This window comes from Rhodopseudomonas palustris (genome assembly GCF_034479375.1).
Classification (GTDB): Bacteria; Pseudomonadota; Alphaproteobacteria; order Rhizobiales; family Xanthobacteraceae; genus Rhodopseudomonas; species Rhodopseudomonas palustris_M.
The window spans coordinates 1361690-1378313 of record NZ_CP140155.1; the positions used below are offsets into that span (position 1 = coordinate 1361690).

19 protein-coding genes are annotated in these 16624 nt (G+C 66.3%); 11 read left to right on the forward strand and 8 right to left on the reverse strand.

Annotated elements, in window-relative coordinates:
- Positions 1 to 29 precede the first annotated feature (29 nt).
- Complete coding sequence (gene surE, locus SR870_RS06015) at positions 30 to 797, forward strand: 5'/3'-nucleotidase SurE (protein WP_322517111.1); 768 nt, start codon at positions 30 to 32, stop codon at positions 795 to 797.
- A 190-nt stretch (positions 798 to 987) separates the two neighbouring features.
- On the opposite strand, the gene SR870_RS06020 is transcribed toward surE, so the two are convergent.
- The gene (locus SR870_RS06020; RefSeq protein WP_322517112.1) at positions 988 to 1359 is read right to left on the reverse strand and encodes a response regulator; all 372 of its coding nucleotides are present in this window, start codon (positions 1357 to 1359) and stop codon (positions 988 to 990) included.
- 217 nt (positions 1360 to 1576) lie between these two features.
- Between SR870_RS06020 and SR870_RS06025 the strand changes: the two genes are divergently transcribed.
- Both SR870_RS06025 and SR870_RS06030 read left to right on the forward strand, forming a co-directional pair.
- Complete coding sequence (locus SR870_RS06025; RefSeq protein WP_322517113.1) at positions 1577 to 2227, forward strand: protein-L-isoaspartate(D-aspartate) O-methyltransferase; 651 nt, start codon at positions 1577 to 1579, stop codon at positions 2225 to 2227.
- Positions 2228 to 2326: 99 nt separating this feature from the next.
- Entirely contained in the window at positions 2327 to 3742 is a 1416-nt protein-coding gene (locus SR870_RS06030; protein ID WP_322517114.1) for a peptidoglycan DD-metalloendopeptidase family protein, read from the forward strand.
- A gap of 208 nt (positions 3743 to 3950) precedes the next feature.
- Here the strand turns inward: SR870_RS06030 and SR870_RS06035 are convergent, their stop codons facing one another.
- The gene (locus tag SR870_RS06035; RefSeq protein WP_322517115.1) at positions 3951 to 4919 is read right to left on the reverse strand and encodes an ATP-binding protein; all 969 of its coding nucleotides are present in this window, start codon (positions 4917 to 4919) and stop codon (positions 3951 to 3953) included.
- Positions 4920 to 5107: 188 nt separating this feature from the next.
- On the opposite strand from SR870_RS06035, the gene yajC reads away from it, so the two are divergent.
- Genes yajC through SR870_RS06060 form a run of 5 tightly spaced genes read left to right on the forward strand, consistent with a single transcriptional unit; the run spans position 5108 to position 9556 of the window.
- Positions 5108 to 5536, forward strand: a complete 429-nt coding sequence (gene yajC, locus SR870_RS06040) for a preprotein translocase subunit YajC (RefSeq protein WP_322517116.1) — start codon at positions 5108 to 5110, stop codon at positions 5534 to 5536.
- A gap of 42 nt (positions 5537 to 5578) precedes the next feature.
- Entirely contained in the window at positions 5579 to 7180 is a 1602-nt protein-coding gene (gene secD / locus SR870_RS06045; RefSeq protein WP_322517117.1) for a protein translocase subunit SecD, read from the forward strand.
- A 25-nt stretch (positions 7181 to 7205) separates the two neighbouring features.
- Entirely contained in the window at positions 7206 to 8309 is a 1104-nt protein-coding gene (gene secF / locus SR870_RS06050; RefSeq protein ID WP_322517118.1) for a protein translocase subunit SecF, read from the forward strand.
- Positions 8310 to 8312: 3 nt separating this feature from the next.
- Positions 8313 to 8696 (forward strand): Mth938-like domain-containing protein, encoded by a 384-nt coding sequence (locus SR870_RS06055; RefSeq protein ID WP_322517119.1) that lies wholly within the window; start codon positions 8313 to 8315, stop codon positions 8694 to 8696.
- Positions 8693 to 9556, forward strand: coding sequence for a phytoene/squalene synthase family protein (locus SR870_RS06060; RefSeq protein ID WP_322517120.1), 864 nt, complete (start codon positions 8693 to 8695; stop codon positions 9554 to 9556). Before SR870_RS06055 ends, SR870_RS06060 begins: the two co-directional genes overlap by 4 nt.
- Before the next feature lie 190 nt (positions 9557 to 9746).
- Here SR870_RS06060 and trmFO read toward each other — a convergent pair whose 3' ends face one another.
- The 3 genes from trmFO to SR870_RS06075 all read right to left on the reverse strand — a co-directional run bounded on the left by trmFO (position 9747) and on the right by SR870_RS06075 (position 12850).
- Positions 9747 to 11180, reverse strand: a complete 1434-nt coding sequence (gene trmFO, locus SR870_RS06065; RefSeq protein ID WP_322517121.1) for a methylenetetrahydrofolate--tRNA-(uracil(54)-C(5))-methyltransferase (FADH(2)-oxidizing) TrmFO — start codon at positions 11178 to 11180, stop codon at positions 9747 to 9749.
- 141 nt (positions 11181 to 11321) lie between these two features.
- Complete coding sequence (locus SR870_RS06070) at positions 11322 to 11474, reverse strand: DUF1127 domain-containing protein (RefSeq protein ID WP_011441614.1); 153 nt, start codon at positions 11472 to 11474, stop codon at positions 11322 to 11324.
- A gap of 473 nt (positions 11475 to 11947) precedes the next feature.
- The gene (locus tag SR870_RS06075; protein ID WP_322517122.1) at positions 11948 to 12850 is read right to left on the reverse strand and encodes a DUF2189 domain-containing protein; all 903 of its coding nucleotides are present in this window, start codon (positions 12848 to 12850) and stop codon (positions 11948 to 11950) included.
- A gap of 471 nt (positions 12851 to 13321) precedes the next feature.
- Between SR870_RS06075 and SR870_RS06080 the strand changes: the two genes are divergently transcribed.
- Complete coding sequence (locus SR870_RS06080) at positions 13322 to 13702, forward strand: DUF3597 domain-containing protein (RefSeq protein ID WP_322517123.1); 381 nt, start codon at positions 13322 to 13324, stop codon at positions 13700 to 13702.
- 305 nt (positions 13703 to 14007) lie between these two features.
- Here the strand turns inward: SR870_RS06080 and SR870_RS06085 are convergent, their stop codons facing one another.
- Complete coding sequence (locus SR870_RS06085; RefSeq protein ID WP_322517124.1) at positions 14008 to 14298, reverse strand: GNAT family N-acetyltransferase; 291 nt, start codon at positions 14296 to 14298, stop codon at positions 14008 to 14010.
- 342 nt (positions 14299 to 14640) lie between these two features.
- Here SR870_RS06085 and SR870_RS06090 point away from each other — a divergent pair, with 342 nt between their 5' ends.
- On the forward strand, positions 14641 to 14769 hold the full coding sequence (locus SR870_RS06090; protein WP_011441608.1) for a hypothetical protein: 129 nt from the start codon (positions 14641 to 14643) through the stop codon (positions 14767 to 14769).
- A 225-nt stretch (positions 14770 to 14994) separates the two neighbouring features.
- Here SR870_RS06090 and SR870_RS06095 read toward each other — a convergent pair whose 3' ends face one another.
- Positions 14995 to 15768, reverse strand: coding sequence for an ion transporter (locus tag SR870_RS06095; RefSeq protein WP_322517125.1), 774 nt, complete (start codon positions 15766 to 15768; stop codon positions 14995 to 14997).
- 104 nt (positions 15769 to 15872) lie between these two features.
- Here SR870_RS06095 and SR870_RS06100 point away from each other — a divergent pair, with 104 nt between their 5' ends.
- Positions 15873 to 16094, forward strand: a complete 222-nt coding sequence (locus SR870_RS06100) for a DUF433 domain-containing protein (protein WP_322517126.1) — start codon at positions 15873 to 15875, stop codon at positions 16092 to 16094.
- Between the two features lie 36 nt (positions 16095 to 16130).
- On the opposite strand, the gene SR870_RS06105 is transcribed toward SR870_RS06100, so the two are convergent.
- Positions 16131 to 16499 carry a hypothetical protein gene (locus tag SR870_RS06105; RefSeq protein WP_322517127.1) on the reverse strand — a complete coding sequence of 123 codons (369 nt, stop codon included), beginning with the start codon at positions 16497 to 16499 and terminating at the stop codon, positions 16131 to 16133.
- Positions 16500 to 16624 lie beyond the last annotated feature (125 nt).

The following is a 16624-nucleotide window of genomic DNA, read 5'->3' on the forward strand; positions in this document are numbered from 1 at the left end:
GACGAACTGACGAAAGGCGCCCGAACGACATGCGGATTCTGTGCACCAATGACGATGGCATCCATGCGCCCGGGCTCAAGGCGGTCGAGGAGATCGCCCGCGCGCTGTCCGACGACGTCTGGGTGGTGGCGCCGGAACTCGACCAGTCGGGCGTATCGCATTCGCTCTCGCTGAACGACCCGCTGCGGCTGCGTGAAGTCGGTCCGCGGCATTTCGCCGTGCGCGGCACCCCGACCGATTGCGTGATCATGGGCGCGCGGCACATTCTCGGCGACAAGGCGCCGGATCTGGTGCTGTCCGGCGTCAACAGGGGCCGCAACGTCGCCGAGGACGTGGTTTATTCAGGCACCATCGCCGGTGCGCTGGAAGGCACCATTCTGGGGTTTCCGTCGTTCGCGCTGTCGCAGGAATTCACGCTCGAGACCCGCAACACGCCGCTGTGGGACACCGCCAAGGCGCACGGTCCCGAAATCCTGCGCAAGGCGATCAAGGCCGGCGTGCCGAAGAACACGGTGATCAACATCAACTTCCCGGCCTGCGCGCCCGACGAGGTCAAGGGCGTCCAGGTGACCCGGCAGGGCAAGCGCAATCAGGGCTTCCTGCGGATCGACGAGCGCCACGACGGCCGCGGCAATCCGTATTTCTGGATCGGCTTCGAGCGCATCGCCGTGGTCGACATGCCCGCCGAGGGCACCGATCTCGCCGCGCTGGCGGCGAAGTACGTCTCGGTCACGCCGCTGCGGCTCGACCGCACCGACGAGGCGTTCTCCGCGACGCTGGCGCAGACGCTGGGGTGATCTGGACGTCGTAAGGTTACTAGGGTGGGCAAAGCGGAGCGTGCCCACGCGCGCGATGCCGCAGCGATGTGATCGTTGCGCGTGGGCACGGCGCAAGGGCGCCTTTGCCCACCCTACAAGCTGCCGTCATCTGCAGGCGCGAGCGTAGCGAGCCTCGAAGGGATGACGTCGAATCCGTTGGGGCGGCGAACTACGCCGCGCCGCGCAGCGTGGTGTCGAGCAATTGCTTCAGCGATTCGATCTGGAACGGCTTCTGCAGCGCCGGGCGGTCGCGGTAGTCTTCCGGCACGCCCTGGGTGCCGTAGCCGGTGGCGAAGATGAAGGGGCGGTTGCGCGCCTTCAGCACGTCGGCGACCGGCGAGATCACCTTGCCGTTGACGTTGACGTCGAGGATCGCGACGTCGAATTCGGTCGTGCCGGCGAGCTTGACGGCTTCGTTGATCTCGCCGGTTTCGGCGGCGACGCTGAAGCCGAGCTCCTCCAGCATGTCGACGACCATCATCCTGATCATCGCCTCGTCTTCGACCAGGAAGACGGTGCGGGCCGGCTTGTCGATCGTCATTGGGTATCCCCTTGGAGCCGCCCGCAATCTGGGCTGACATCTCGATTGTAAACTCGCAAAAACCCCAGTGCAAAGCAATCGCAACCTGCGGCCGCTGCGAGGCATCCAAGCACAGGCTTGCCAGAATTCCCTCGTCCATCCAACAATTTGATCGAATCGCGGAATTCGGCGATGGAACCGGGGCCGCTGCGGTCCCGTGCCGGCCGAGCGAGGGACGATGATCACCGTGGCGGCGCCGCCGGAAAAGATGCTGTTTCAACTGAGCCTGCGACGCCGCGGCATCAGTGACCGCGGGGTGCTGCAGGCGATGGAATCGGTGCCGCGGGACCGCTTCGTCGATCCGGTGCATCGCGACAGCGCCTGGCGCGACACCGCGCTGCCGATCGCCTGCGGCCAGACCATCAGCCAGCCCTTCGTCATCGCCTACATGACCGAGCAGCTCCAGCTCCAGCCCGGCCTCCGTCTGCTCGAGATCGGCACCGGCTCGGGGTACCATGCAGCGGTGCTGTCGCTGCTGGTGCGCGACGTCGTCAGCGTCGAACGCTTCAAGACGCTCGCCGACCGCGCCCGCGCCCGGCTGAAGGAGCTGAACTACGCCAATGTCGAGGTGGTGCTGGGCGACGGTTTCGCATTGCCGGAGGGGCAGGGCACCTTCGACCGCATCCTGGTGACCGCGGCGATGGCCGAGCTGCCGCAGCCGCTGCTCGACCTGCTCGACCCGGACGGCATCCTGATCGCACCGATCGGGCCGGGCAACGGCCGGCAGACGCTGATCCGGGTGCAGCGCAAGAACGACGGTTTCCTCCGCAAACCGCTGGTGGATGTGCGGTTCGTGCCGGCGCTGCCGGGCATCGCCCGCGAGCTCTGAGCATCGCACGTCAAGACCCGTCGTGACGCAGGGTTAAACGCTTGTTTACTGCCGACGTGTTTACTCAATTTACCTTGAGTTGCGTATGAGTGAGTAACCATGTCCCGCGTAGTCGAGTTGCTTTACTCGCGCCGGGCCCCGCAAATGGCGGTGCTGGCGTTCGTTTCGGTCGGATTCAGCGCGTGTAGCGCGGACATGCAGACCCGTTTTCAGCAGGCTCCGTTCGGGCCCGTCGAAACCACCGGGTCGGTGCAGCGGCCGCAGCAACAGCAACAGCGCTATTCCGAGCAGCGCGAGCTGCCGCAATATGCGCGGCCACAATATCAGGCAGCCCAGCCGCATTATCAGTCGCAGGCCTTGCCGCCGATCTCCACGCCGTCGTCCTATCCGGTCGCGGGCGGGGGCAGCGGCATGTCCGGCGGCGGACGCGGCGTCGGGTCGTACGAGCCGCCCGCGCGCGCGCCGATTGAGGCGACCGGCACCGTGCCGGTGCGTTCGGTCGCCGCGGCACGGCCGGCTCCCGCTCCCGCGCCGGCACCAGTTCCGGCCAGCGGCACCACCATCATCGTCGGAACCAGCGATACGCTGGAAGGCCTGTCGCGCCGCTATAACGTCTCGACCGCCGATATTCTGCACGCCAACGGCTACAAGGGGCCGCGCCGTCTGCAGCCCGGCCAGTCGCTGGTGATCCCGAGCCGCACCGCCACCCTGCAGGCGCCGGCCGCTGCGCCGCCGGTCGCCCGTCCGGTCGCTTCGGCCCCCGCGCCGGTCGCCGCCGCGACGCCGCCGCGGGTGCACTACGTCAACAGCGGCGATACGCTGATGAACATCGCCCGCCGCAACAACATCTCGCTGAGCGAGCTGGCCCGCGCCAATCGTCTCGACACCAACACGCGGCTCAAACCCGGCATGAAGATCAACGTGCCGGGCAGCCGCGCGACCGCAGCGGCGCCTCCCGCCGCCGCTCCGGCCCCGGTCGCTGCCGCGCCCGTCGCCGCACCGCCGGTGCGGATGGCCGCCGCGGCGCCGGCCGATCCTGTGCAGAAGGCGCGCCTGGTCTCGCCGACCGAAACGCCTGCGGCGGCCGAGCCTGCCGAAGCCTCGCCGGTCAAGGCGGCGGAGGCGACCGGCGCGCTGCCGAGCTTCCGCTGGCCGGTGCGCGGCCGCGTCATCACCGCCTACGGTGCCAAGACCAACGGCAAGTCGAACGACGGCATCAACCTCGCGGTGCCGGAAGGCACCCCGATCAAGGCGGCCGAGGACGGCGTCGTGGCCTATTCGGGCAACGAGCTGAAAGGCTACGGCAATCTGGTGCTGGTGCGGCATTCCAACGGCTACGTCACCGCCTACGCCCATGCCAGCGAACTGATGGTCAAGCGCGGCGAGACCATCAAGCGCGGCCAGACCATCGCGAAATCCGGACAGACCGGCGAAGTCGGCTCACCGCAGCTTCACTTCGAGATCCGCAAGGGATCGTCCCCGGTCGATCCGCTCAAGTTCCTCAACGGCGCCTGAGCAACGCCGTCGAGGGAAGTGCCTGACAAGCGAAATGCCCGGCCGCAAGGTCGGGCATTTTTCTTGGTCTTGTGAGCGTTCGCTTTCGGATGAAAAACTCTCCGCGCCGTCATTGCGAGCGCAGCGAAGCAATCCAGTCCTTCGCCCAGAGCTGGATTGCTTCGTCGCTGCGCTCCTCGCAATGACGCAAAGAGTTCATGAGATCCGATTACTTGCCGCCGAGCCGCACCTTCAGCCGGCCGGCGAGGTCCTGCACGAACTGCCAGGCGACGCGGCCGGAGCGCGAGCCGCGCGTGGTCGACCATTCCAGCGCCTCGCGCTGCAGCGTGTCGTCGTCGACGCTGATCCCGTAATGGGCGCAATAGCCGCGCACCATCGTCAGGAATTCGTCCTGGCTGCATTTGTGGAAGCCGAGCCACAGCCCGAAGCGGTCGGACAGTGACACCTTCTCCTCGACCGCCTCGCCGGGATTGATCGCGGTCGAGCGCTCGTTCTCGACCATCTCGCGCGCCAGCAGATGCCGGCGGTTGGAGGTCGCGTACAGAATCACATTGTCGGGCCGGCCCTCGATGCCGCCCTCGAGCACCGCCTTGAGCGATTTGTACGAGGCGTCGTTGCCGTCGAACGACAGGTCGTCGCAGAACACGATGAAGCGATCGTCGGAAGCGCGCAGCAGCGTCATCAGCGCCGGCAGGCTCTCGATGTCCTCGCGGTGGATCTCGATCAGCTTCAGCGTGCCGGCGACGTCGGGCCGGGCGTTGACATGAGCGTGAGCCGCCTTGACCAGCGACGATTTGCCCATGCCGCGCGCGCCCCACAACAAAGCGTTATTGGCGGGCAGGCCGGTCGCGAATCGCACGGTATTGTCGATCAGGGTGTCGCGCATCCGGTCGATGCCCTGCAGCAGGTCGAGATCGACGCGGCTGACCTTGGGAACCGGCGCGAGCCGTCCCTCCGGATGCCAGACGAAGGCCTCGGCCCCGGCCAGCGTCGCCTGCGCAGACGGGGCGGAACTGCCCGAAAGATGTGCGGAAATGCCTTCCAGCGCCCGCGCGATGCGCTCCAGCGTCGCCGAATCCGGGGCCGCTGCGGCGGGCTTGGGCGCGGTGCTGCGGCGCTTGGCGGCGGGTTTCTTTGCCGCCGGGCGGGCGGGTTTGGATTTGGTCTTCCGGGCCATGCTTGCACTTCCTGTTTCGGCAGCCATATCGGTCTGCGACAGGCCGGGCAAGCGGCGGAAACGGAGGGCAAATGAGAGGGTTGGCAGCGTTGCAATTGGGACCGCGGCCGCTATAGTCCGCGCGAATTTGCGCCCCCCGGACGTCGCCCCCGCGCCGCGCCGGCTCGCTTTTTTCACGGGGAATCCGGATGTTTGTTACTCCTGCATTTGCTCAGGCTGCTGCCGCCGGCGGCGACGCCAACAGCATGCTGATGTCGCTGCTGCCGTTCGCGCTGATCTTCGTCATCATGTATTTCCTGATCCTGCGTCCGCAGCAGCGCAAGGTGAAGGAGCACGCCGAACTGGTGAAGAACATTCGCCGCGGCGACACCATCATCACCTCGGGCGGCCTGGTCGGCAAAGTCACCAAGGTCGTCGACGACGACCAGATCGAGTTCGAGCTTGCCGACGGCGTCCGCGCGCGTCAGATGCGCCAGATGATCACCGGCGTCCGCGCCAAGGGTGAGCCGGTCAAGGACGTTCCCGAGAAGGGCAAGGGCAAGGCCAAGGACAAGGACGCCGACGACAAGGCCGAATCGGCCAAGGACTCGGCCAAGGACGACACCGCGTCGAGCTGACGCGGTCGCTGCGCCTTCTCAGGTTTCTGACGGGACAACTCGATGCTGTATTTCACACGGTGGAAGGCGCTGGCGGTCATTGTGACGGCGCTGGCGGTGTGCCTTTGCGCCGTTCCGAACTTCTTCCCCGACCACACCGTCAAGACCTGGCCGAAATGGGCGCAGCGCCATCTGGTGCTGGGCCTCGACCTGCAGGGTGGTTCGCACATCCTGCTCGAGGTCGACGCCAATTCGGTCAAGAAGGACAAGCTCGATTCGGTGCGCGACGATGCGCGCCGGGTGCTGCGCGAAGCCCGGATCGCCTATACCGGACTGGCGACGAAGGGCGATCAGGTCGAGGTCCGGATCAGCAAGGAGAACGAGGTTCCGACCGCGCTCACCAAGCTGCGCGAGCTGTCGCAGCCGCTCGGCGGGTTGCTCGGCAGTAACGGCCAGCGCAGCCTCGACGTCACCGACGCAGGCGGGGGCCTGATCCGGCTGACGGTGCCGGCGGCGGCGATCGCCGAACGGGTGCGCCAGTCGGTCGACCAGTCGATCCAGATTGTGGAGCGCCGCGTCAATGAACTCGGCACCGTCGAGCCGCTGATCCAGCGCCAGGGCGCCGACCGCATTCTCGTCCAGGTGCCGGGTCTGCAGGACCCGACCCGATTGAAGGAGCTGCTCGGCAAGACCGCCAAGCTCGACTTCCGCATGGTCGATTCCTCGGTGTCGCCCGAGCAGGCGCAGGCCGGCCGCGCGCCGTCGGATTCCGATGTGCTGATGAGTTCGTCGTCGCCGAAGCAGCCATATGTCATCAAGAAGCAGGTGCTGGTGTCCGGCGCTGATCTGACCGACGCCCAGCCGGGCTTCGACCAGCGCACCAGCGAGCCGATCGTCAGCTTCCGCTTCAACACCAACGGCGCGCGCAAATTCGCCCGCGCCACCACCGAGAATGTCGGCCAGCCGTTCGCGATCGTGCTCGACAACGAGGTGATTTCCGCACCCGTGATCCGCGAGCCGATCACCGGCGGCTCCGGCCAGATCTCGGGCAGCTTCACCGTTCAGGGCGCCAACGACCTCGCGATCCTGCTGCGCGCCGGCGCGCTGCCGGCGCCGCTGACGATCATCGAGGAACGCACCGTCGGCCCCGGCCTCGGCCAGGATTCGATCGAGAAGGGCGAACTCGCGGCCTATGTCGGCTCGATCCTCGTGATCATCTTCATGCTGCTGACCTACCGGCTGTTCGGCGTGTTCGCCAACATCGCGGTGGCGGTCAACGTGGCGATGATCTTCGGCGTGCTGTCGCTGCTCAACGCCACGCTGACGCTGCCCGGCATCGCTGGCGTGGTGCTCACCGTCGGCATCGCGGTGGACTCGAACGTGCTGATCTACGAGCGCATCCGCGAGGAGCTGCGCGCCGGCCGCAACGCGATCTCGGCGATCGACGCCGGCTTCAAGCGGGCACTGTCGACGATTCTCGATTCCAACATCACCACCTTCATCGCCGCCGCGGTGCTGTTCTACATCGGCACCGGTCCGGTGCGCGGCTTCGCGGTGACGCTCGGCATCGGCATCATCACCACCGTGTTCACCGCCTTCACCGTGACCCGACTGATCGTCGCCACCTGGGTGCGGTGGAAGCGGCCGCACACCGTGCCGATCTGACGCCCCCCATCCGAGAGAGCTGCAAGTGACATCGACACAGTGGATTTTGATCGGGCTGGGCGGGTTGGTCGTGGTGCTGACTGTCGTCAGCATCATGGGCTGGCTGCCGTCGCTGCGGATCGTGCCAGACGTTACCCATTTCGACTTCACCCAGTTCCGCCGGATCAGCTTTCCGATCTCGGCGCTGCTGTCGATCGTCGCGATCACTCTGTTCTTCACCCACGGGCTGAATTTCGGCATCGACTTCAAGGGCGGAACGCTGCTCGAGGTCCGTGACAAGTCCGGCACCGCGGATATCGCCGGGATGCGGGCGACGCTCAGCAAGCTCGGGCTCGGCGACGTCCAGCTCCAGCAGTTCGGCGGTCCGTCCGAGGTGCTGATCCGTGTCGCCGAACAGCCCGGCGGCGACGCCGCGCAGCAGGAGGCGGTGCAGAAGGTCCGCGGCGCGCTCGGCGAATCCGTCGAATATCGCCGCGTCGAAGTGGTCGGCCCGCGGGTTTCCAGCGAGCTCCTGGCCTACGGCATGCTCGGCCTGATGCTCGCGATTCTCGGCATCCTGGTCTATCTCTGGTTCCGGTTCGAATGGCAGTTCGCGCTCGGCGCGATGATCGCCAACGTCCACGACATCGTGCTGACGATCGGATTCATGTCGATCAGCCAGGTCGATTTCGACCTCACCAGTATCGCGGCGCTGCTGACGATTCTCGGCTACTCGCTGAACGACACCGTCGTGATCTACGATCGAATCCGCGAGATGCTGCGGCGCTACAAGAAGATGCCGATGCCGCAGCTTCTGAACGAATCGATCAACTCGACGCTGTCGCGCTCGATCATCACCCACGTCACCGTGACGCTGGCGCTGTTCGCACTGCTGCTGTTCGGCGGCAATGCGATCCACTCCTTCACCGCGGTGATGATGTTCGGCGTGGTGCTGGTCGGCACCTACACCTCGATCTTCATCGCGGCCCCGATCCTGATCTATCTCGGCGTCGGCACGCATCGGCTGGACGATCCGTCGGAAAAAACCGAAAGGTCGGAGAAGGCCGCGGCGCTGACGACGCCCGAGGGCGCCGCGATTCCGCAGACGGCCGAGAAGCCGAAGAAGCCCGTGAAGTCGGGGAAGCGCTGAGCTTTGGCGGATCGCCCGGAGATCCCGCATTTTCCGCGCACGGCCTCGGTCGAGGCCTACGGCAAAGGTGGGTTCTATTTCGGCGAGATGTCGCATGTCGGCTCGCTGCTGTTCCTGCCCGAGGCTGTGTGGGGCTGGGACGTCACCCGGCCCGAGCAGATCGACCGCTATGCGCTGAAGCGGGTGTTCGACCACGCCAATGCGATCGACACGCTGATCGTCGGCACCGGCACCGACGTCTGGATCGCGCCGCGTCCGTTGCGTGATCAGCTCCGCGCCGTGGGCATCGTGCTGGACGTGATGCAGACCGGACCGGCGGTGCGGACCTACAACATCATGATCGGCGAGCGCCGCCGCGTCGCCGCGGCGCTGATCGCGGTGCCATGAGCGCGAGCGGCGACGGCGACGCCTCTGCGGCGTTCTGCGCCGAACTGGTGCGCAGCCACGATTTCGACCGCTATGCCGCGACGCTGTTCGTCGAGCCGCCACGCCGGCGCGCGCTGCTGGCGCTGTACGCCTTCAACGTCGAGATCGTCCGCGTCCGCGACCAGGTCAGCCAGCCGCTGCCGGGCGAGATCAGGCTGCAATGGTGGACCGACACGCTGGCCGGCACCGCGCATGGCGGCATCGAGGGCAATCCGGTCGCCGCCGAATTGCTGCGCGCGATCGGGCAGCACGGATTGCCGGTCGCGGCTCTGGCGCAGCTGATCGAGGCGCATCTGTTCGACCTCTACAACGATCCGATGCCGACGCTCGACGTGCTCGAGGCGTATGCCGCCGACACCGACGGCGCGCTGTTCGCGCTGGCGGCGCGGATGCTCGATCAGGGCTCGGAGGCGGTCGATCATCTCGCCCGCCACGCCGGCCTGGCACAGGGGTTTGGGCGCGTAGTCGCGCGGCTGCCGATCGATGCGTCGCGGCGGCAGTGTTTCGTGCCGCTGGACATTCTGGCGCGGAACGGCAGCGGCGAGGCCGAGGCCTATGCGGGCCGCGAAACGCCGGCGCTGCGGCAGGCGCTCGACGAGCTGATCGCCGAGGCGCTGCGCCATCTCGACACCGCGCTGAAGCTGCTCGGCGAGATGCCGCAGGCTGTGAGGCGCGCCTTCCTGCCGCTGGCACTCGTCCGGCGCGATCTCGACCGCATGGCACAGGCCGACACCGACCTGTTCGCGCCGTTCGAACGCTCTCGGCTGGCGACGCTGTGGACGCTGTGGAAGGCATCGCGGACGCACGTTTTCAGAATGTAGTGCGGCCCTCCAGAGCTTTGCGACAAGCAAAGAGCCGTCATCCTGAGGTGCTCGCCATCTTCGGCGAGCCTCGAAGGGTGCGGAGACGGCACTTGCGGTCCATCCTTCGAGGCCGCCGCTGCGCGGCGGCGCCTCAGGATGACGGAGTAACATGTGGCGACTCAGTGAAGTCGGTCCACGGTGCCTGGGCTCACGCCGCCGCCGGCAGCTTCAGGCTTTCAGCGATCCAGGAATCCAGATCCGCCAGCGCGCGCGCGCTGAGTGCCTGCTTCTTGGCGACCGACTTTTCCGGGCCGCGCAGCTTCTTGCCGTCGGGGCCGTGGGTCGGCGCGTTGGCCAGCGGCGGGAACAGGCCGAAATTGATGTTCATCGGCTGGAAGGAGCGCGGGCCGGCGTCGATGGTCTCGATATGGCCGCCGGTGATGTGGCCGAGCAGGGCGCCGAGCGCGATGGTCGGCGGCGGCGGCGTCATGGATCGGCCGAGCGCGTCGGCGGCGGCGTTGAGCCCGGCGAGGAGGCCGATGCCGGCGGATTCGACATAGCCCTCGCAGCCGGTCATCTGCCCGGCGAAGCGCAGCCGCGGCGCGGCGCGCAGCCGCAGGCTTTCATCGAGCAGCTTCGGCGAGTTCAGAAACGTGTTGCGATGCAGCCCGCCAAGCCTTGCAAACTCAGCATTTTCCAGCCCCGGGATGGTGCGGAAGACGCGTTGCTGCGCGGCGTAGTTCAGCTTGGTCTGGAAGCCGACCATGTTGAACAGCGTGCCGAGCTTGTTGTCCTGGCGGAGCTGGACGATGGCGTAGGCCTTGACCGTCGGGTTGTGCGGATTGGTCAGCCCGACCGGCTTCATCGGCCCGTGGCGCAGCGTCTCGCGGCCGCGCTCGGCCATCACCTCGATCGGCAGGCAGCCGTCGAAATACGGCGTGTCCTTCTCCCAATCCTTGAAGTCGACCTTGTCGCCCGCGATCAGCGCATCGACGAAGGCGTCGTACTGCTCGCGAGTCATCGGGCAGTTGAGATAGTCGGCGCCGCTGCCGCCGGGGCCGGCCTTGTCGTAGCGCGACTGAAACCAGGCGATCGACATGTCGATCGTGTCGCGATGCACGATCGGGGCGATCGCGTCGAAGAACGCCAGTGCCGATTCGTCGGTCAGCGCGCGGATCGCCTCGGCCAATGGCGCCGAGGTCAGCGGGCCGGTGGCGACGATGACGTTGCCCCAGTCGTCCGGCGGCAGGCCGCCGATCTCCTCGCGACGGATCTCGATCAGTGGATGCTCGGCCAGCGCCTGGGTCACGGCGGCGGAGAAGCCGTCGCGATCGACCGCCAGTGCGCCGCCGGCCGGGACCTGATTGGCGTCGGCCGCGCGCATCACCAGCGAGCCGAGCCGGCGCATTTCGGCATGCAGCAGGCCGACCGCGTTGTTGGCGGCGTCGTCGGAGCGGAACGAATTGGAGCAGACCAGTTCGGCGAGGCCGTCGGTCTTGTGCGCCTCGGTGGTCCGGTGCGGCCGCATCTCGTGCAGCACGACGCGCACGCCGGCGCGCGCCACCTGCCAGGCGGCTTCCGAGCCGGCGAGGCCGGCGCCGATGATATGAACGGGTTGGGTGGGATGAACAGCGCTGGTCATGCGCTACAGCTAGCGCGTTTCAGCGGCGGGTCAAATCCGTTTCGGGCCCTCGCGGTCAGGTCCGCGGGCCGCTCCGGGGGCCGGATACGACAACGCCCGCGATGACGCGGGCGCTATCGGCGAGCAGGTCGGTTCGGACGGTCAGCCATTGAAGTGACCGGACGCCACGCGCGGGATGTCCGAGCGGTCGAGTCCGATATCGGCCAGTTCGCGATCACTGAGCTGCGAGAGTTCAGCGAGGTTGCGCTGATAATCCCGGAACGCCCGGAGGGCGCGGATGAGCGAAAGCAACATGGATAGTCTCCTTAGTTCACGGTTCAGTTCTTCGTCGGCCGAACCGTTGACTGGAATATAGGGCAGAGTCGCCGCAACCAGCAGCGTAAATGCTGCACCGCAGCTAGGCGATATGGACATACCTTTGGGAAGGAATGATTAACTCTTCCGCGCAGAGCTGTGTGGCTCTCGCATGGTTGGGAGCCAGACGCACAGCGGGTTCCCGGCGGCAACCAGACACCGGAAGCGGCAATATAATGCACTTATACGGCAGAACTCAAGCCTCCATAACGAATTTTGAATCGAGGAGATGAAGTCGAATTCCGGGCGGCAAGTTAATCGACTAGTTAAATCGCTTCAGATAGTATGCGCTGAGCGCATGCTGAATGGTTGTTCATGTCGGGGCGTCATTTGATTTACCGCAATGCACAACACCAAAATGCCACCGGCGCCCAGGAGCGGCCGGTGGCATTGGAGCGTCCGTTCGGAGACGCTCAGCTTCCCTTGCGCTTCCACTGCAGCAGCGTCGCCGGGAAGTCGGCCGCGGAGCGCTTGATCGGGCTCGCCGGCGGAATCTGCGGCGGATGGGGATTGGGCTCGATCACCTTGCGGTAGAGGTGCCACGTGGCATGGCCGAGCAGCGGGATGACCACCGCCAGGCCGAGGAACGCCGGCAGCGAGCCCAGCACCAGCAGCGCGGCGACGATCAGGCCCCAGGCGGCAATCTCGATCGGGTTGCGGGCGACGACGCGCAGCGACGCCGTGACCGCTTCGCCGACCCCGGCCTGACGATCGAGCATCATCGGAAACGCCACCACGCTGACGCACAGCGCCGCCACCGCGAACAGGAAGCCGACGCCGCAGCCGATCGCGATCAGGCTCCAGCCTTCCGGCGTGGTCAGGACCCGGGTGACGAAATCGGGGATCGCCGCAGCGGGCACATGGCCGAAGGTGGACACGTAGATTCCCTGCGCGGTCGCGATCCACACCACGAACACGGCGAGCAGGATCGCGCCGAGCCCGAGCATCGCGCCGAACGAGGGCGAGCGCAGCACGTCGAAGGCGTGCCACGCCGAAGCGTCCTCGCCGGCTTCGCGGCGGCGGCTCAACTCGTACAGCCCGAGCGCCGCAAACGGCCCGATCAGCGCGAAGCCGGCGGCGAGCGGAAACAGCAGCGGCAGCACCGAATAGCCGAGCACGAGCCGCGCCAGCACCAGGCCGAGCACCGGATAGATCACGCACAGCATGACGGCGTGGCTCGGCACCGCCTTGAAGTCGTCCCAGCCGCGCCGCAGCGCGTCGTGCAGATCGGCGAGCGCGATGCGGCGGACCGGCGGCTCGGCCGCCGCGCCGAGCGGGCGGGCATCGGTGGCTTTGGCGGGGTGGATCGTGGCCATGCGCGTTTCTCCCATGTGAGCACAGGTGATGATCACGTGCTGTGAGCCGGATCCTTCGCCGGATGGCGGCGGGCCGGGCTTATCTGGGCGCGGAAACGATCAGGAGCACTTCAACCAGACGCGAGAGCAACGAGCGAACTGGTCCTGTGACCTGGGCTTTGCCGCGACCTGTGACGATAGCCTAACGCCGATCGCACCCGCAGGTTGCTCACGCTTCGGTGAGAGCGGATTTGTCGCGGCGCCGCGCGGCGCAGTTAGTTGCGGCGCCGATTAGTTCCACCAGGGTCGGGCTGTTTGCGTGCAGATGCGAACAAATAATTAGTTCATTCGCGCTGCACCATCCCCGGCTTCACGGCGTTGACATATTTGGCAAGCTCGCCGCGACGCGGTAGCTTCGCCTGCCGGGCGCGGCGCAGATCGCCGCGGCCCGGCCAAGAGACCATCACCCGAGTCCATTACCTGGAGAGACCAATGAGCATTTTCGGCAAGATCATGGGCGCGATTTTCGGCAGCAAGGCAGACGCCGCGCCGGGCGGCAGCGCGGAGCCGACGCCTGCGGCTGCAGGAACGGCACCGGCGCAGACCTCGGCGGGCACCGTCGATGTCGCCCCGATCCTCGACCAGGCCGTGAAGGCCAAGGGCGAGAAGCTGGAATGGCGCACCTCGATCGTCGACCTGATGAAGGCGCTCGACATCGACTCCAGCCTGTCGGCGCGCAAGGAGCTCGCCAAGGAACTCGGCTACACCGGCGACACCGGCGACAGCGCCAGCATGAACATCTGGCTGCACAAGCAGGTGATGGCCAAGCTCGCCGCCAATGGCGGCAAAGTGCCGGACGATCTCAAGGACTGATCCGGCAGCATTCGGTGCGATCGAAAGGCCCGCTCGCGCGGGTCTTTCTGTTTGCGATGCCGTCTGACGATTCGAGGATACTGCCTAGCCGTTCTGCCTCCGGTGGAATCAGCAGTGGCCGCTCCAGGACTCTCACCACAGGCACAACCTCATGGTGAGGAGGCGCGAAGCGCCGTCTCGAACCATGTGCGCGGGCCGTGCGCGTTTCCCATCCTTCGAGACGCCCGGCTTCGCCGGGCTCCTCAGGATGAGGAGTCAGTGCATCCGGCAAGCGCCAGATCGCTTCAATCAATCGATGAAACGCTCTATCGCGTCAGGTCGGCATATTCCGGATGGGCGTCGAGATAATCGGCGACGAAGCCGCAGCCGGCGGTGACCTTCAGGCCGTCGGCGCGAATCAAATCCAGCGCACCGCGGACCAGGCCGGTGGCGATGCCGCGGCCGCGTAGCGGCGCCGGCGTTTCGGTGTGGGTGATGACGACGTGGCCGTTGGCGCGGCGATAATTCGCAAAAGCGATCTCGCCATAGGCATCGAGTTCGAAGCGGCTTTGCGCCTTGTTGTCGCGCACGCTGGCTGCGATCGTCGTCCCGCTCATGGCGTCCCCCTTGATTCAGTTTCAGTCGATGATTTCACCGCCACCCCTGGCAGCACCGATGGCTTTCAGGTGGAGTCGCGCCCCGCGATTTCAAGGGCGTCGCGGTGTCTCGCATGTGGGTGATTGCGGCGGGCGCCGCGGTTGTCGATGGGTGCCGAAGACATGCGTGCCGAAGACGTGTGTGCCGAAGACATGCGCGCTTAAGCCATGACGATGGGGCGGGCGCAATACGGGGAATCCCCAAGGCGAAGGGCTGATCCTCGTCCGATATTCGCCGCGGCCGGTCGAACGATGCTATGGAGGGCGGGCGCCGCATCGGCCGCTTCGCATCGGGAGAGCACCATGGCCAACGAAAAGGGCCCCAACGTCAAGAAGAAACAGAAGTGCAAGAATTGCGAAGGCAAGGGCACGCTGAAGAAGGGCGACAAGGTGGTGACCTGCCAGCGTTGCAAGGGCACCGGGCTGCGCTAGAGCCGTTCTGTCTCCGATGGAATCAGCATTGGCGTTCTGGGATACTCTCCACAGGCACAACTTCATGGCGAGGAGGCGCGAAGCGCCGTCTCGAACCATGCGTCGCCGGCACTGCATCGTCGCCCCATCCTTCGAGACGCCCGGCTTTGCCGGGCTCCTCAGGATGAGGGGTCAGTGCATCTGGCAAGGGCCATATCGCTTCAATCAATCGACGAAACGTCTAGCTCACCGCCCCTCATCGGGAATGTTCAGCACGGTACCGCACGCCTTGCAGTGCACCGCGTCGACATCGTGGCGCTGCAGGCCGCAGACCGGGCAGGGGAAACGCACCTTGTTCGGACTAATCAGCGCCCGCGCCAGATTGAAGAACAGCGTGACGCCGAAGATCATGATCGCGACGCTGATCAGCCGGCCGACCGTTCCCGGTAGCGTGATGTCGCCGAAGCCGGTGGTGGTCAGCGCGGTGACGGTGAAATACAGCGCGTCGGCGTAGTTGGCGATCTGCTGATTGTGCGAGCGCTGGGTCTCGTAGACGATCGCCGTCATCACGAAGATGAACACCGCCAGATTGGTCACGGCGATCACGACTTCCTCGTTGCGGCGGAAGAAGTCACTGTCGTTGCGCAGCCGCGACAGCATCTGGTAGTCGTGCAGCAGCCGCAGCGTGCGCAGGATGCGCAGGAAGCCGCCGCCCTCGCCGGCGAGCGGCGCCAGGAACGACACGATCGCGATGATGTCGGTCCAGGTCGCGAGCCGGGTGAAATCCTTCATTCGGTGCCGGCTGATCAGCAGCCTTGCGGCGAAATCGATCAGGATCAGCGCGCCGAACACCACGTCCAGCGTCTCGACGAGGTCGTTCGACGGCACGAATGAGGTGCCGATGATGAACAGCACCGTGACGATGTCGAACGCCAGCACGCCATAGCGAAACACCACGCCGCGCGGCGACGCGCCTTCGTACAGTTCGCGCAGGAAGGTCTTGAAATCGGCATAGGCCATGGCGGCAGTATTGGACCGGGTGGGGCGGGGGAGGCAATGGGGTTCGAGCGAGATCCGGTTCAAAGGTCGCGTCGAGCAAGTCCGGCCGAGGCTCCAGCCGGAGCATGGCAGGCGCCATGAATTATGCTATAGTCCATATCATGCGCCACGAACGTATCCAGATCGATCCCGACGTGATGGGCGGCAAGCCGGTCGTGCGGGGCACGCGCATTCCGGTGGAACTGATCCTGCGCAAACTCGGCGCCGGACTATCGACCGCGGAGATCATCGCCGAGCATCCGCGCCTGACGGCGGACGACATCCGGGCCGTGCAAGCGGATGCGTGAGCTACGCACCGACGACTGAGAGACTGTGGACCGGCCTCAGCCGCAGTTCCACACCGGCCCGATCGGCGTCTGCGTCCAGCAAGGCCCGAAGCTGCCGCCATTGTAGCGGCCGCGATAGAAGCCCGGCCGGCCGAGATAGCGCCATTCGCCGGCCCAGCCGCCGTTCCAGCGATAATATTCCGGCGTCGGATCGATGTACCACGGCCGCTTCGGCCGCAGCATCGCCCGCTGCGAGCGGGACAACTTCTGCATGAACAGCGGCACGGAATTGCTCGGCGGCTGCACATAGCCGGGCAGGCCGCTGCTCTGCGCCCGCTTGGCGTGCTTCTTGGGCGAAGCCGCCGAGGCGGCGAGGGGAAGCAGCGCGAGGGTGATTGCGAGCGTGAGGGCGGTGAGGCGGGTCATGGGGGGGAGTGTAGACGGGTGGGGGCGGGAGGGCGATTCAAATTCGGGTGTGACGGGGCCACACGCGGCATCTATAGATGTCGCTCGCTTCATCGAAGTGGAGCTTCCCAGACGGTACAGCCTGC

Bases quoted from the DNA above. Each gene is read 5' to 3' on its own strand.
- SR870_RS06105 (WP_322517127.1), bottom strand. From the start codon at position 16,499: ATGACCCGCCTCACCGCCCTCACGCTCGCAATCACCCTCGCGCTGCTT.
- SR870_RS06070 (WP_011441614.1), bottom strand. From the start codon at position 11,474: ATGTTGCTTTCGCTCATCCGCGCCCTCCGGGCGTTCCGGGATTATCAG.
- surE (WP_322517111.1), top strand. From the start codon at position 30: ATGCGGATTCTGTGCACCAATGACGATGGCATCCATGCGCCCGGGCTC.
- SR870_RS06075 (WP_322517122.1), bottom strand. From the start codon at position 12,850: ATGGCCACGATCCACCCCGCCAAAGCCACCGATGCCCGCCCGCTCGGC.
- SR870_RS06020 (WP_322517112.1), bottom strand. From the start codon at position 1,359: ATGACGATCGACAAGCCGGCCCGCACCGTCTTCCTGGTCGAAGACGAG.
- SR870_RS06090 (WP_011441608.1), top strand. From the start codon at position 14,641: ATGGCCAACGAAAAGGGCCCCAACGTCAAGAAGAAACAGAAGTGCAAG.
- SR870_RS06095 (WP_322517125.1), bottom strand. From the start codon at position 15,768: ATGGCCTATGCCGATTTCAAGACCTTCCTGCGCGAACTGTACGAAGGC.
- SR870_RS06100 (WP_322517126.1), top strand. From the start codon at position 15,873: ATGGCAGGCGCCATGAATTATGCTATAGTCCATATCATGCGCCACGAA.
- SR870_RS06025 (WP_322517113.1), top strand. From the start codon at position 1,577: ATGATCACCGTGGCGGCGCCGCCGGAAAAGATGCTGTTTCAACTGAGC.
- yajC (WP_322517116.1), top strand. From the start codon at position 5,108: ATGTTTGTTACTCCTGCATTTGCTCAGGCTGCTGCCGCCGGCGGCGAC.
- secD (WP_322517117.1), top strand. From the start codon at position 5,579: ATGCTGTATTTCACACGGTGGAAGGCGCTGGCGGTCATTGTGACGGCG.
- SR870_RS06080 (WP_322517123.1), top strand. From the start codon at position 13,322: ATGAGCATTTTCGGCAAGATCATGGGCGCGATTTTCGGCAGCAAGGCA.
- SR870_RS06085 (WP_322517124.1), bottom strand. From the start codon at position 14,298: ATGAGCGGGACGACGATCGCAGCCAGCGTGCGCGACAACAAGGCGCAA.
- SR870_RS06060 (WP_322517120.1), top strand. From the start codon at position 8,693: ATGAGCGCGAGCGGCGACGGCGACGCCTCTGCGGCGTTCTGCGCCGAA.
- SR870_RS06030 (WP_322517114.1), top strand. From the start codon at position 2,327: ATGTCCCGCGTAGTCGAGTTGCTTTACTCGCGCCGGGCCCCGCAAATG.
- SR870_RS06035 (WP_322517115.1), bottom strand. From the start codon at position 4,919: ATGGCCCGGAAGACCAAATCCAAACCCGCCCGCCCGGCGGCAAAGAAA.
- trmFO (WP_322517121.1), bottom strand. From the start codon at position 11,180: ATGACCAGCGCTGTTCATCCCACCCAACCCGTTCATATCATCGGCGCC.